This is a genomic window from Pseudoalteromonas sp. TAE79 (assembly GCF_000498015.1).
In the GTDB taxonomy this organism is placed as follows: Bacteria; Pseudomonadota; Gammaproteobacteria; order Enterobacterales; family Alteromonadaceae; genus Pseudoalteromonas.
The window spans coordinates 1-14,446 of sequence record NZ_AUTL01000022.1 but is presented as its reverse complement, the minus strand read 5'-3'; the positions used below and the strand labels follow the sequence as shown (position 1 = coordinate 14,446).

Here is a 14,446-nt window from a genome sequence, read left to right as displayed (position 1 = left end):
GGTCTTCTCCCTTTGATTATTGTAACCACTTTAATCATGGCACATAGATGCCGTATAGGGAGGAGACCATTACATCAGGTTAGTCAATGAGGTATAAGTGAAAAAATTTAATATCTTGTTTTCAATGCTGATCCTAGCTTAAAAACACGGTATGCTAAAACCACGCTAATAAACCTTTTTAGGTGCACAGTATCCATCAACAGATACTAATTTTCAGGAGCTATTATGACAGAGCATAAAAAACCACTGGTATTAATGATTTTAGACGGTTGGGGACACCGCGAAGATACGCAAAGTAATGCTATTCTTGCAGCTAACACACCTGTATTAGACAACTTATGGGCCACCCGCCCACACACATTAATATCGGCTTCGGGTTTAGATGTTGGTCTTCCTGATGGTCAAATGGGTAACTCAGAAGTTGGCCATGTAAACTTAGGTGCAGGGCGCATTGTGTATCAAGATTTTACCCGTATCACCAAAGCAATTAACGATGGCGAGTTTGATTCAACCCCAGCCTTAGTTGAAAACATAGACAAAGCAGTAAGTGCTGGTAAAGCGGTTCACATAATGGGTCTTTTAAGCCCAGGTGGTGTGCATAGCCATGAAGATCATATAGTTGCAAGTATTGAGCTGGCGGCAAAACGTGGTGCTAAAGAAGTCTATTTCCATGCATTTTTAGACGGCCGTGACACACCTCCACGTAGCGCAAAAGCATCAATTGAACGAATTGAAGCGTTATTTAGTAAACTTAAGTGCGGACGTTTAGCATCACTTATTGGCCGTTACTACGCAATGGACAGAGACAACCGTTGGAACCGTGTAGAAAAAGCTTACAACGTAATGACGCTCGCCGAAGGCGACTTTAATTTTGATAATGGTGTTGAAGCACTTAATGCAGCGTACGAGCGCGACGAAAACGACGAGTTTGTAGCAGCTACGACTATTACGCCAACAGGTGCCACTCCGGCTTCAATAAACGATGGTGACACCGTTATTTTTGCTAACTTTAGAGCAGATAGAGCCCGCGAAATTACCCGCGCTTTTGTTGAGCCTGAATTTGATGGTTTTACTAAAAAAAGAACGCCAGAGCTTAGCGCATTTGTAATGATGACAGAGTATGCAGCCGATATAGACGCACCTGTTGCATTTGGACCTACACCACTAATAAACGTACTCGGTGAATGGTTTGAAAAAAATAATAAAACACAGCTTCGTATTTCAGAAACCGAAAAATACGCACACGTTACATTTTTCTTTAGTGGCGGACGTGAAAGCGAATTTAAAGGTGAAACACGCGAGCTAATTCCTTCGCCGCAAGTAGCAACCTACGACCTACAACCTGAAATGAACTCAGAAATGCTAACCGACAAACTGGTAGAAGCAATTAAAAGCGGTAAATACGATGCTATTATTTGTAACTACCCTAATGGCGATATGGTTGGTCACTCAGGTGTATTTGAAGCCGCGGTTAAAGCTTGTGAAGCTGTAGATAGCTGTATCGGACGTGTTGTTGATGCACTAGAAGAGTTTGGTGGTGAAGCACTAATTACAGCCGATCATGGTAATGCTGAGCAAATGGCTGATCTCAAAACAGGCCAAGCACATACTGCCCACACTAGCGAACCGGTGCATTTTATTTATGTTGGTCGCGATGCAGAGCCAATGCAAGGTAAAGCCTTGAGTGATGTAGCCCCAACAATGCTTCACTTAATGGGTATGGAGCAACCAAAAGAAATGACTGGTACGCCTATCATGATGTTGAAATAACACATGAACAAACGTATTAACCGGTTAATTAAGTGCGGTTTGATACTAACTTCATTAGTGGCTGCATCTGCAGTTGCTAATGAAGATCGTACTAAAAAAGACTTATCAGAGGTTCAAAATGCACTTGAGCAAAGCCAAGCTGAATATAATGCCCAAAGAAAAAAAATAGCGTCCCTACAAAAAAATCTAAAAAGCCATGAACTCGATATAGCTAAAAATGCTAAAGCACTTAACATGGCAGAGCAATCCGTCAAAGAGACTAAAACACAGCAAAAAGAGTTACAAAGTAAAGCCGATGAGCTTGATAAAAAGCACACTCAGTTTCAGAAAATTTTAGCCGCGCAACTCAAAAGTGCCTATATGGCCGGTGGCGACGACTATTCTAAAATGCTGTTGAATCAAGAAGACACAGCCAAGTTTGAGCGCACACTTAGCTATTACAACTACTTAAATAAAGCCCGTATTGAACAAATCGAAGATCTAAAAGATCTTCAACAGCAAATAGTACAAAACCAAGAAGAGCTCGTTAAAACGCAAGAAAAACTAGAGCTTTTATTTGATGAACAAAAAAGGCGCCAAACTGCATTACTTAATGCACAAAGTGAACGCCAAGCTAATCTTAAAAACTTACAAGCTCAGCTCAACAGCACTAAAAGCTCAATAAATTATTTAAAAGAAAACCAACAAACTTTAGTAACAACGATTAAAGAGCTCGAAAAAGAAAAAACACAAAAAATAGAATTACTTGGCCTAAATAAGAGCAAGGGCAAATTAGACTGGCCGAGCAAAGGCAAGTTAGAGCACACATTCGGCCAACGTAAGCATGGTGGTATTGATTGGAAAGGCGTGTTAATTGGTGCAAAAGAAGGCACTAATATTAATAGCGTGCACAACGGCCAAGTTGTATTTGCCGATTGGCTAAAAGGTTATGGATGGGTAATTGTTGTAGACCATGGTGAAGGTTTTATGAGCCTATATGGCCACGCTCAAACGCTACTAAGAGATGTAGGGGATATGGTACGTGAAGGCGAAACCCTCGCTTTAGTAGGCCAAAGCGGCGGACAGGCAAGTTCTGGTCTATACTTTGAAATACGCCACAAAGGACGCGCAGTAAATCCTGTAAAATGGTGCAAACGTATTTAATTAGATAAATCGCTGCACCGCCTTGGAGCAGCTGATGACAACTAAAAAACACACAATAAATACCGTTAATAAAAAAAGTGCAGACTTTTATATAAGTCTGTACTTACTTGTATTACTAACCCTAATTACCTTTACTAGTAATGCACTAGCAAGCTCAATTAAAGATCTTAAAAGACAACAAATAGACGAAATACTCTTCAACATTCATACCTATTACGTTGAAGATCTCACCTTACAAAATAGCCACCATATTAAATATAACAACCAGCAGTTTGAGCGTTTATATTCAAAACTCGACTCCTATTCTAAGTACTTAAATGAGTATGAATTAGCCTCATTATTTGATAATACAAATGGTCGTTACACAGGTATTGGTATAGAAGTTAAGAACATAGACGAGAATATGACTATTGTTAACGTGGTTAATAATTCGCCCGCAAAAGCAGCAGGTATTTTACCAGGCGATATTATTGTAAGTGTAAACAACAACGCAGCTCAAAACCGTACTATCGACGAAGTAGCAACACTAATAAGAGACAGTGAATTTTCGAATATAGATATAATTGTAAATCGCGATAACAATAAAAACCCACTCACTTTTCATGTTACACGTCGCCAAATAAACCTCGAAAGTGTAACAAGCGAACTTTTAGATTTTGGAACTGGTTACATAGCTATCAATAACTTCTCTAACCACACATTACATGAAGTTGCACTACAAGTTGCCGCCCTGCAAAGCCATTTTGGCTACCCACTTAAAGGCTTAGTAATTGATTTACGTGATAACCCAGGGGGGACATTACAAAGCGCAGTGGCTGTATCAGACCTATTTTTACAAAGTGGCACTATAGTGACGACTAAAGGACGTTTTTACGATGCTAACCAAGCATTTTATGCAAAGCGTGGAGACATTCTAAAAAATGCGCCCATAGTTGTGCTTATAAACGAAAATTCTGCCTCTGCAGCCGAAATACTTGCAGCAGCACTTAAAGATAATAACCGAGCAACCATTGTTGGCAGCCAATCTTTTGGGAAAGGCTCTGTACAATCACTCATTCCACTCGGTGATGGCAATACCGCATTAAAGCTCACCACAGCGAAATACTTCACACCGTTAGGTAAATCGATTGATGGAATAGGAATAACCCCAGATGTGGCGGTTAATCAAACAAACCTTTCACAAAGTAATAAAGCCGTTATAATAAAAAATGAACACACTAACAATAATGCGCAATTACTTACTGGTAATCTAACCGATTTACAGTTGGTTAAAGCAAAACAATTACTCAGCATGCAGTAGCTTGTATAAGCTGTTAAACAAAGCTAAAAAGATAATAAAAACTATAAACGTGAAAATAATAAAATGGCTAACATTAGTTATTTGTTTTAGCTCTGCAACAATTAGCGCCAAGCAAATAGCAATAGTGATAGACGATATAGGCTATCATCAACGGGACTTAGAGTTCCTTTCCTTACCTGGGCAATTGTCGTATTCAATTTTGCCCCATACCCCTTATTCGCAAATTTTTGCAACACTTGCCAGTCAATCAAATAAAGAGTTATTACTTCATGTACCTATGCAAGCACTTAACGGTAAAGAACTAGGGCCTGGTGCGCTTACTTTAAATATGAATAAAGAGCAGCTTCAGCAAACTCTTGGAACAGCTCTCGCTAGTTTACCGCAAGTTAAAGGCGTTAATAACCACATGGGCTCAGCGCTTACGCAAAAAAGCCAAGCTATGAAGTGGGCAATGGAAGTACTTAAAAAGCGTCATTTATATTTTTTAGATAGTCGCACAACCGATTTGAGTCAGGCACAAAATGCCGCTAACTTTTTGGGTGTTGCTAATATTAGTCGCCAAGTGTTTTTAGACAACATAACTACACCAGAACAACTGCAGCTAAGGCTTGAAGAGTTAAAACAACTAGCCATTTCCCATAGCTTTGCCATTGCAATTGCTCACCCCTACCCTGAAACCATCGAGTTTTTACGCCATGCCTTACCAGAGCTAACTAAGCAAGGTTTTGAACTCGTACCTGTTTCGCAATTAGTTGAACGTAAGTACATTCAGTTAGCGCATGCTGAGGGAAAGGGAGTGAGTGCTAGGTAATATAAGCTTTAAATAATGCTATATCCAAATAATAAACTAATACCAATTCGCTTAATTAAGTGGTCTATTTTGAGGGCGGAAAAACGTGTTGATAGCTAGGCAAAAAATTCACTATTCAGTTGTTCTAAATGAGACTTTTTAACGCAGGTAGCGACACGTTTAGCCCCGCAAAATGATTAAGTATTATTGCGGATTGGTATAACCATTCAATAATGCAGAATATCGGTATTACTTGATTAGATATTTTATCGTTGGGTTTCGCTTCGCTCAAACCAACCTACTCAAAAGCAAAAAGCCCCGCATTTTCATGCAGGGCTTTTTAAATTTTTCTGCTTGAGCAATATTAGCTCATAGCGCTTTGTAACTTTTTCATCGCTGTTTTTTCAAGCTGACGAACACGCTCAGCAGATACACTGTACTTTTGTGCAAGCTCCTGAAGGGTTGCTTTATCATCAGACAACCAACGCGCGCTAACAATATCTTGTGAACGTTCATCTAGTGTTTTAAGTGCGCTAAATAAACGGGTATGCGCTTGCTCTTTCCACTGCTCTTGTTCAACGTCGTCAGCTAAGTCAGCTGCGCCATCTGTTAAATACTGTACTGGAGAGTATGTACTTGTTGGTGCATCGTCGTTATCGTCACCAGTTAGGTCAAAGCCCATGTCTTGGCCGCTCATGCGAGATTCCATTTCACGTACTTCTTTTTCACTCACACCTAGCTCGCTAGCAACAGTGCTAACCTCAGCTTGGTTGAACCAGCCTAAACGCTTTTTGTTTTTACGAAGATTAAAAAACAATTTACGTTGCGCTTTAGTGGTTGCAACTTTAACTATGCGCCAGTTTTTAAGAACAAACTCGTGAATTTCGGCTTTAATCCAATGCACTGCAAACGACACTAAACGTACACCCACTGTAGGGTCAAAACGCTTAACCGCTTTCATCAGGCCTATATTACCTTCTTGAATAAGGTCAGCTTGTGGTAAGCCGTATCCCGAGTAGCTTTTAGCAATATGTGCTACAAAGCGTAAATGCGACATAATGAGTTGCTTGGCAGCACTAAGATCCCCTTCTTCCTGAAGTCTTTTAGCAAGTTCTTGCTCTTGTTCAACTTTAAGCATAGGAATAGTGCTTACCGCTTGAAGGTAACCGTCCATGCTTGCGCTTTGTTGTCCGACTGTAAGTGCCATTGCGTATAAATCTTTACTCATTTTTCACCTCGGTGATAAACATTTGAAACTATCTTAGCACTCTTTCTCTAAGAGTGCTAACCCCAATTTAAAACTTTTTAAAAGTATAAATCAAGCAGTTTTTAGTATGTGTTTAGTCTACTACAAGCGACTGAATAAGTGATGAATTGAGGGATTGCAGCCAATTAACCTAACCGCATCACCTTATTTACAACTCATTACTTTATGGGAGGATAGTACACAAATATGACAGTTTTAATAACGGGAGGTACAACCCAGTCCGATACGTTACGCATATCAAGCTGGGTTGGTTCACTTATAGTTTGCAGGGGTTTTTATACTTTATCGGGTTCTATTTCTTTAATATATCGATTTACAGAAAGGTACGATCCTACAAATCCTAAGCTTGTTGCTAGTAACACTAAAAAGCCGAGTTCATTAAGCGATAATCCTATTAACGAAAAACTTGTTTGATACACCCCCGCCACACTGCTCACTGCGCTTGAAAGCCACCACATCATCAAACCTACGCATATAAAGGCAAACAAACCACCTATTACACCATACCAAATACCGGTCCACAAAAATGGGGCATGTATAAAGGTGTTCGTTGCGCCTACTAGCTTCATTACTTGTATTTCTTCTTTTTTATCCATGATCGACAAACGAATGGTGTTACCAATAATAAGTGTCACTGAGGTAAGTAGTAATAATGCGATGGTTATTACACTTTCTTTAAGTAAATCTAGTAATGCATTTAAACGCTCTAACCAGGCTATATCGAGCTTACCAAAATCAACTTCACGTTCACTTTCTAATTTAGTTAGCAGTACTTTAGCGGCATTTGGGTGTCTGTGACGTTTTGTTGGAGTAACGAGCACCACATCCGGTAATGGATTTTTATCTAAATACTCCAAAGCTTGCCCAAAGCCAGATACGTCTTTAAATTCAGTTAATGCCTGTTGTTTTGAAATAAACTCAACACTTTCCACTTCTGGGTAAAGTGCTAAACGCTTTACTAATGTTTGCGTTTCTTGCTCGTTCATACTTTCTTTAACGAACAACGATATTTCACTCGCCTCTTCAAAGCCACTACTCACTTGCTGTACGTTTTTAACGACTAAGTAAAGTGTTGCAGGTAACGTTAGGCTCAAACCAAGTACAGCGATAGTCATCATCGACGCAAGCGGCGTGCGCCACATCTCACCTAAGCTATGCACACCTTGGCGAAAAATATTAATAATAAAAAAGTAACCGCCAGCTAATACTGATTTTTTTTGCTTGTCATTACTATTTTGGCGACCTTTAAAAAGTAAACTCATAGTGCCCCCTCAGCAAGCGGGTCTTGAAGCATACGGCCATCTTTTAAGGTTAAGCTACGGTACTTCATACGTGCAACCAAACCCAAATCATGCGTTGCGATAAGAACAGTGGTACCGTGTTTATTAAAGTCTTCAAACAACTTGAGTATTTCCATTGAAAGCTCTGGGTCAAGATTACCTGTTGGTTCATCAGCTAGTAAAATTGGTGGGGAGTTTACAATAGCTCTGGCAATACCAACACGTTGTTGCTCGCCTCCAGATAGCATTGAAGGATGACATTTCACTTTGTCAATTAGGCCTACCTTGTCAAGCGCGCCATGGACCCGTTTAGCTATTTGCTTATGGTGAGTCCCCTCAATAATGAGAGGTAATGCCACGTTATCAAAAATAGTATAGCGCTCTAATAACCTATGATTTTGAAAAATAATACCTATATCACGACGAGCATAAGGAATTTGACGCGAGTTTACTTTGTTTAAATCAACACCGTTGATAAATACACTACCTGCTGAAGGACGTTCCATTAAGCTAATTAACTTAAGCAACGTACTTTTACCCGCACCACTGTGGCCAGTTAAAAAGGCAAGTTCACCCGGTTTAATATGAAAATTAACTTTTTCGAGGGCGCGGTGCCCTCCAGGATAGGTCTTACTTACTTGCTGAAAATTTATCATCTTTTTATTATGCCAACTCCATTAACACATTAATGAAATTAGTATTCCTCGCAATTAAAAAGGGAGCTAGCTCCCTTTTTTGGTAAATTAAACGTCGTCCTCATCTTGGCTAAATAACGCATCAATAAAGTCATCGCTTTTAAAAGCGCGTAAATCATCAATACCTTCACCAACACCAATGTAACGAATTGGAATATTAAACTTATCTGCAACCGCAAAAATTACACCACCCTTTGCAGTTCCATCAAGTTTTGAAAGCGTAATACCAGTTAAACCAACACATTGATTAAACAGGTTTACTTGGCTAATTGCATTTTGCCCTGTGCCTGCATCGATAGTTAGCATCACCTCGTGCGGCGCATCAGGATCAATCTTTTTCATTACACGAGCTATTTTTTCAAGCTCTTGCATTAAGTTATCTTTATTTTGCAAGCGCCCAGCTGTATCAGCAATTAACACGTCTATATTACGTGCTTTAGCCGCTTGGAATGCATCAAACACAACTGATGCACTATCTGCACCTGTATGCTGTGCAATAACAGGAATGCTGTTACGTTCACCCCAAACCTGAAGCTGCTCAACAGCTGCCGCTCTAAACGTATCACCAGCAGCCAGCATAACCGACTTACCTTCGTTTTGAAATTGCTTAGCCATTTTACCAATAGTCGTTGTTTTACCAACACCATTTACGCCTACCATTAAAATGACAAACGGCTTTTTATCTTCGCTTATGACTAAAGGCTGTTCTGCCGTTTTAAGCATCGCAGCCATTTCTTGTTTCATCAACTCATAAAGCGCATCACCATCTTTTAACTGTTTACGGTTCGCTGCATCAGTTAAACGATCAATCAACTTCATGGTGGTATCAACACCTAAATCGGCGGTGAGTAATTGAGTTTCAAGATCTTCAAATAATTCGTCGTCTATTTTTTTTCCACTAAAAATAGACGCAAAACCAGAACCTATATTAACGCGAGTCTTTAACAAGCCTTTTTTAAGACGAGAGAAAAACCCTTCTTTTTTTGGCTTTTCGGCTTTTTTAGCTTCTTCAATTGCAAGTTCTGCTGTGATACGTTCTTGTTCTAAACGCTCATTTTCTACTTCTTCAGCTGCAATACGTTCTTGCTCTAAACGCTCATTTTCTGCTTGTTCAGCTGCAAGGCGTTCTTGCTCTAATCGTTCATTCTCTGCTTGTTCAGCTGCAAGGCGTTCTTGCTCTAAACGTTCATTTTCTGCTTTTTCAGCTGCAAGGCGTTCTTGCTCTAAACGTTCATTTTCTGCTTTTTCAGCTGCAATACGTACTTGCTCTAAGCGCTCATTTTCTGCTTTTTCAGCCGCAATGCGTTCTTGCTCTAAAAGCATCTGCGCTTCTTGTTCTGCTAAGCGCTTCGCTTGCTCTTGCCTTTGAGCTTCAGCGTCCGCTTGTTCTTTTGCTAATAACTCAGCATTCGCTTGCTCTATTGCAAGCTTTTCGGCTTTGATTGCCTCATCTTGTTTTTCAAGGCGTATTTGCTCTAGTCGCTCAGCCTCTACTTTTTCTGCCGCTAATCGTTCTTGCTCTAAGCGCATCTCTTTTTCTTGATCGGCTAAACGTTGCGCATGTTCTTGTCTTTGCACCTCGGCATCTGCTTGCTGTTTTGCAAGCAATTCAGCATTGGCCTGCTCAATGGCAATCTTTTCCGCGTTTTCAGCACGCTGGCGTTCTTGTTCTAAACGCTCTGTTTCAGCCTCTGCTTTTAACCGTTCAGCTTCAGCTTGCTCCTGCGCTAGTTTTTCTTGCTCTAAGCGCTCTGTTTCAGCCTTAGCTTTTATACGTTCAGCTTCAGCTTGCTGCGCTAGTTTTTCTTGCTCTAGCTTCTGCGCCTCTTCTTGCGCTAATACTTGTTGTTTATCAGCTGCTGCTTTTTGCTCTGCTTCTTTTTTATCTGACTTGCCAAAACCGAGCCACGACATGAATTTACTTTTTTTTGTCATACTTGCTAATAACCACTTATAAAAATCTGATAAACTAAAATTTGAAATAGCTTGGCAATGCCCAGCAATAGTTGCTAATAAATACAACCATTCAAAACGTAAGTGTTCAATAGTAACACTTTTAATGCGGTTGAAAAATGAAGCTACACGTAATCGCCCATAATATTATCTGAGCTAGATACCATATACCATTTTTTAGTGAGCTAAATGAGAAAAAAAACAACGCAAAATAAAGCTACTAACAAGCCCAGTGATGGCTTTATTAGAGTGATTAGTGGTCAGTTTCGAGGCCGTAAACTCCCTGTTAAAAACGTAGAAGGCTTGAGACCTACTACCGATCGAATTAAAGAAACTGTATTTAATTGGCTAATGCAAGATACGCGTGACGCAAATGTACTTGATTGTTTTGCCGGTTCTGGTGGATTGGGATTTGAAGCACTATCTCGATTTGCTAAAAGCGCTACATTTATCGAGCTAGACTCATTAGCTGCTAAGCAATTAGAACAAAATATTAGCACTTTAAAGCTCGACAACGCATACGTTAAACATACTAATTCGCTCTCCTTTTTAGAGCAAAAAAACACAAACAAAGCCTTTAATCTTGTATTTGTTGACCCACCATTTCGTAAAGATTTAGCGCAAACAACCTGCGATTTATTAGAAAAAAACCAATGGTTAAGCAACGATGCATTAATTTATGTTGAAGTAGAGGCAGAGCTAGTTGCCTTAGAAACGCCAACCAACTGGTTGTTAATTAAAGAAAAAAAGGCAGGGCAAGTACTTTGTCAACTGTACCAGCGCCAAGCAAATTAATACTGTTTAACGTAATGCGTTTCTGTTAATATTGTCCTTTACATGTGGTGTTGCTTCGGATTACAATACCGCACCATTTTTGAACCACTTGATCAATGTTTGATCAACTTGAGCAACGCTCATAATTTAGGTAGGTGAATTTTTAATGCCAGTAATTAAAGTAAGAGAGAACGAACCGTTTGACGTAGCACTTCGTCGCTTCAAGCGTTCATGTGAAAAAGCAGGAATCCTTTCAGAAGTTCGTCGTCGCGAGCACTATGAAAAACCAACAGCTGAGCGTAAGCGTAAAAAAGCTGCTGCAGTTAAACGTCACATGAAAAAACTTTCTCGTGATAACGCTCGTCGCGTTAAATTATACTAATATATTAGGTCTTGTATAAATGAGCCTTTTAATAACGCTAAAAGATGCGCAAAAAGATGCGATGAGAGCTAAAGACAAGCAACGTCTTAACCCTATTCGTATGGTACTTGCTGCAATCAAGCAACGTGAAATTGACGAGCAAATAACACTAGACGACGCAGGTATTACCTCCGTTATAGTGAAGCTTGTTAAACAACGTCGTGACTCTTACACTCAGTACAAAGATGCTGGGCGTGATGATTTAGCTGATATTGAAGCCAATGAAATAGTAGCACTTGAAACTTTCTTACCTCAAAAATTGAGTGAAGAAGAAATCATTGCTCTCATTGATGCGGCTATTGCTGATACTAACGCAGCAGGTATGCAAGACATGGGTAAAGTAATGGGTATAATCAAAAGCAAAGCCGAAGGTCGTGCCGATATGGGCATAATCTCTGGTTTAATTAAGCAACGATTAACTGCCTAATACTCCCACATACATTAAAGTATGATTGAAGTGAACCGAGCCTTGCGCTCGGTTTCTTTGTTTTTAACTTTAATAAAAAGTACACCTATTAGGTTACTTTAAAATGAAATTTTTTATAGCTTCCCTATTTATTTTGCTATCATTTTGGTAAATTAAAGCACGCTATATTTTGCATCAAGCAAGTATAAAAAAGTAAATTTCATATTCGTTATTCTTCTTATTATTTCAGGACTGTATTTTACTAATGGCTGGAAAGATCCCACGTAACTTTATAGACGATTTACTTGCCAGAACCGATATTGTCGACCTGATAGACTCAAAAGTAGGTCTAAAAAAAGCAGGTAAGGATTATCAAGCTTGCTGCCCATTTCATAACGAAAAATCGCCCTCATTTACCGTATCGCAAGACAAACAGTTTTATCATTGCTTTGGTTGTGGCGCTAATGGTAATGCAATTTCGTTTGTAATGGAGTATGAAAAGCTTGAGTTTGTAGATGCTATTGAAGAAATAGCAAGCATGCTTAACTTAGAAGTACCTCGAGAACAAGGCACAAACTCAGCACCAGAACGTACTGCTGCACAAAAGCGCTCTGATTACGATTTAATGCTTCATACTGCGCGCTTTTATCAACACCAATTAAAACACCACAGTAATTCTGCTGCCGTTATTGAATATGTAAAAGGCCGTGGTTTAAGTGGTGAAACAGTTAAAAAGTTTATGATTGGCTACGCTCCCAGCGAGTGGGATGGATTATGCCTTCAGCTTGGGCGTAATAAAGAACAAAAAGAGCAGTTGGTTGAATTAAAGCTAGCTTCAGAAAAAACACCAGGCAGACAATTTGATTTTTTCCGCGACCGATTAATGTTCCCTATTCGCGATAAACGCGGACGCGTTATTGCATTTGGTGGACGTGTAATGCAAGCTGACCAAGGGCCCAAATATCTAAACTCGCCAGAGACCCGGATTTTTCATAAAGGCTTTGAGCTTTATGGGCTTTATGAAGCAAAGCAAGCCCATAAAAAACTCGAGCATGTAATGGTTGTTGAAGGTTACATGGATGTTGTTGCCCTAGCCGAACAAGGAATTGAATACGCTGTAGCATCTTTGGGCACAGCAACAACAAGCGAGCACATGCATACGCTGTTTAGAACTACTGATAAAGTAATCTGTTGTTACGATGGTGACAGAGCTGGCCGTGATGCAGCCTGGAGAGCGCTTGAAAACGCACTTCCTTATTTAAATGATGGTAAAGCACTGCAATTTGCGTTTTTACCTGATGGCGAAGACCCTGACTCTCTTGTACAAAAAGAGGGGAAGGAGCAATTCGAATTACGCCTAAGCCAAGCGGATGACTTTACTAAAGTATTGTTTAATAAATTAAGCCAAGAAGTAGATTTAACCCTCGACTCAGGGAAAGCTAAATTACTCAGTGCAGCACTTCCACTAATTGAAAAAATCCCAAGTGAATTTTATCAAGAAAACATTCTTGAACAATTAGGGCGTTTAATCGGAAGAACACGTGAGCAATTAAATAACCGTTTAAAAACGCCAAAGCAACAGCATTCGATTGAGCGTAAGTTTAAAATAACACCAATGCGTCAAGCGATTGGTATTTTAATTCAACATCCTAACTTAGCTAAAAATGTGCCATATTTACCTGAACTCGCACAAATGAATATTGCTGGTATAGGGCTGTTGTTACGTTTACAAGAACAAGCTTTAGAGAAAGAAAATGTTACCACTGCACAATTGCTCGAATTTTTTAGAGGAACTGAAGATTATGAGCCATTAATCAAGCTTGCAACGTGGCAACACGACATAAATGAAGAACGTTTAGAAACGGTTTTTAAAAATACTTTTAAGTTTATTGAAGATCAGTGTTTAAATTATCGACTCGAGACCCTATTAATAAAGGACAAGACTCAAGGCCTTAGTAGCGACGAAAGACTTGAGTGTCATTTGTTAATGACAGCGTTAAAAGCGACTAACAGTTAGGGTCCGTTTATCTTTCGAGGTTAAGTTTACAGCAGTGTGTTTGGTATTTAGACAAGACAGAGCCTATGTAGTGTGGTTATTTCACATAAATAGGCGATAACGCAGCATAAATGCCAAACACGCGCTGCCCTTTGGGTTCGACCCAAGGGAGGTTTACTCTTTGTTGCTCGGTTTTTACTTAGCCCACTAGGTTACAAACCTCGCGCCGCGATTAAACCACCCTTGGATAGAATAAACTTTAATCCTGAAAGACCAACAGACCCTAGTCAAAATTGATTTAAACTGTTATACTGTGCTATTCACTGCGTCACATTATTCTAGTTGGCTTTAAGGCAAACTACATGATGGCGCCTGTTGTATCAACTTATCAGAGTGGAAGAAAAAATCTCTATGGATCCAACTCCTCAGTCACAATTAAAACTTCTGATTCAAAAAGGTAAAGAGCAAGGCTACTTAACTTTTGCAGAAGTAAATGATCACCTTCCACAAGACATTATAGACTCAGATCAAGTAGAAGATATCATAAGCATGATTAATGACATGGGTATCAAGGTTAGCGAAAACGCGCCTGATGCTGATGAATTAATGATGCAAGAAACAACGACAGACGAAGACGCAGCTGAAGCTGCC

At 39.6% G+C, this 14,446-nt stretch carries 13 protein-coding genes; 9 read left to right on the top strand and 4 right to left on the bottom strand.

Annotated elements, in window-relative coordinates:
* The first annotated feature begins 225 nt into the window (after nucleotides 1–225).
* The 4 genes from gpmM to L655_RS0100485 are packed head-to-tail and all read left to right on the top strand — an operon-like array spanning nucleotide 226 to nucleotide 5,024.
* A complete protein-coding gene (gene gpmM / locus L655_RS0100500) occupies nucleotides 226–1,770 on the top strand; it encodes a 2,3-bisphosphoglycerate-independent phosphoglycerate mutase (protein ID WP_002957786.1) in 1,545 nt (514 codons plus the stop codon).
* Between the two features lie 3 nt (nucleotides 1,771–1,773).
* Nucleotides 1,774–2,913 carry a peptidoglycan DD-metalloendopeptidase family protein gene (locus L655_RS0100495; protein WP_024603730.1) on the top strand — a complete coding sequence of 380 codons (1,140 nt, stop codon included), beginning with the start codon at nucleotides 1,774–1,776 and terminating at the stop codon, nucleotides 2,911–2,913.
* A gap of 34 nt (nucleotides 2,914–2,947) precedes the next feature.
* Complete coding sequence (locus L655_RS0100490; protein ID WP_024597558.1) at nucleotides 2,948–4,213, top strand: S41 family peptidase; 1,266 nt, start codon at nucleotides 2,948–2,950, stop codon at nucleotides 4,211–4,213.
* A gap of 49 nt (nucleotides 4,214–4,262) precedes the next feature.
* Nucleotides 4,263–5,024, top strand: a complete 762-nt coding sequence (locus L655_RS0100485; protein WP_024603729.1) for a divergent polysaccharide deacetylase family protein — start codon at nucleotides 4,263–4,265, stop codon at nucleotides 5,022–5,024.
* 343 nt (nucleotides 5,025–5,367) lie between these two features.
* Here the strand turns inward: L655_RS0100485 and rpoH are convergent, their stop codons facing one another.
* The 4 genes from rpoH to ftsY form a co-directional block, all read right to left on the bottom strand.
* Nucleotides 5,368–6,231, bottom strand: a complete 864-nt coding sequence (rpoH, locus tag L655_RS0100480; RefSeq protein WP_002957791.1) for an RNA polymerase sigma factor RpoH — start codon at nucleotides 6,229–6,231, stop codon at nucleotides 5,368–5,370.
* A 314-nt stretch (nucleotides 6,232–6,545) separates the two neighbouring features.
* Entirely contained in the window at nucleotides 6,546–7,532 is a 987-nt protein-coding gene (gene ftsX / locus L655_RS0100475; RefSeq protein ID WP_002957792.1) for a permease-like cell division protein FtsX, read from the bottom strand.
* On the bottom strand, nucleotides 7,529–8,206 hold the full coding sequence (gene ftsE, locus L655_RS0100470) for a cell division ATP-binding protein FtsE (protein ID WP_002957793.1): 678 nt from the start codon (nucleotides 8,204–8,206) through the stop codon (nucleotides 7,529–7,531). The genes ftsX and ftsE overlap by 4 nt, the downstream gene beginning before the upstream one ends.
* An 87-nt stretch (nucleotides 8,207–8,293) precedes the next feature.
* Complete coding sequence (ftsY, locus tag L655_RS1000000126395; protein WP_024603728.1) at nucleotides 8,294–10,180, bottom strand: signal recognition particle-docking protein FtsY; 1,887 nt, start codon at nucleotides 10,178–10,180, stop codon at nucleotides 8,294–8,296.
* Nucleotides 10,181–10,387: 207 nt separating this feature from the next.
* Between ftsY and rsmD the strand changes: the two genes are divergently transcribed.
* The 5 genes from rsmD to L655_RS01000000124810 all read left to right on the top strand — a co-directional run.
* A complete protein-coding gene (rsmD, locus tag L655_RS0100460; RefSeq protein ID WP_024603727.1) occupies nucleotides 10,388–10,993 on the top strand; it encodes a 16S rRNA (guanine(966)-N(2))-methyltransferase RsmD in 606 nt (201 codons plus the stop codon).
* A gap of 145 nt (nucleotides 10,994–11,138) precedes the next feature.
* Entirely contained in the window at nucleotides 11,139–11,354 is a 216-nt protein-coding gene (gene rpsU, locus L655_RS0100455) for a 30S ribosomal protein S21 (RefSeq protein WP_002957797.1), read from the top strand.
* Nucleotides 11,355–11,373: 19 nt separating this feature from the next.
* Complete coding sequence (locus L655_RS0100450) at nucleotides 11,374–11,820, top strand: GatB/YqeY domain-containing protein (protein WP_024603726.1); 447 nt, start codon at nucleotides 11,374–11,376, stop codon at nucleotides 11,818–11,820.
* A 244-nt stretch (nucleotides 11,821–12,064) separates the two neighbouring features.
* The gene (gene dnaG / locus L655_RS0100445; RefSeq protein WP_024603725.1) at nucleotides 12,065–13,816 is read left to right on the top strand and encodes a DNA primase; all 1,752 of its coding nucleotides are present in this window, start codon (nucleotides 12,065–12,067) and stop codon (nucleotides 13,814–13,816) included.
* Nucleotides 13,817–14,206: 390 nt separating this feature from the next.
* A partial coding sequence (locus L655_RS01000000124810) for an RNA polymerase sigma factor region1.1 domain-containing protein (RefSeq protein ID WP_033011082.1) occupies nucleotides 14,207–14,446 on the top strand: 240 nt, incomplete at its 3' end.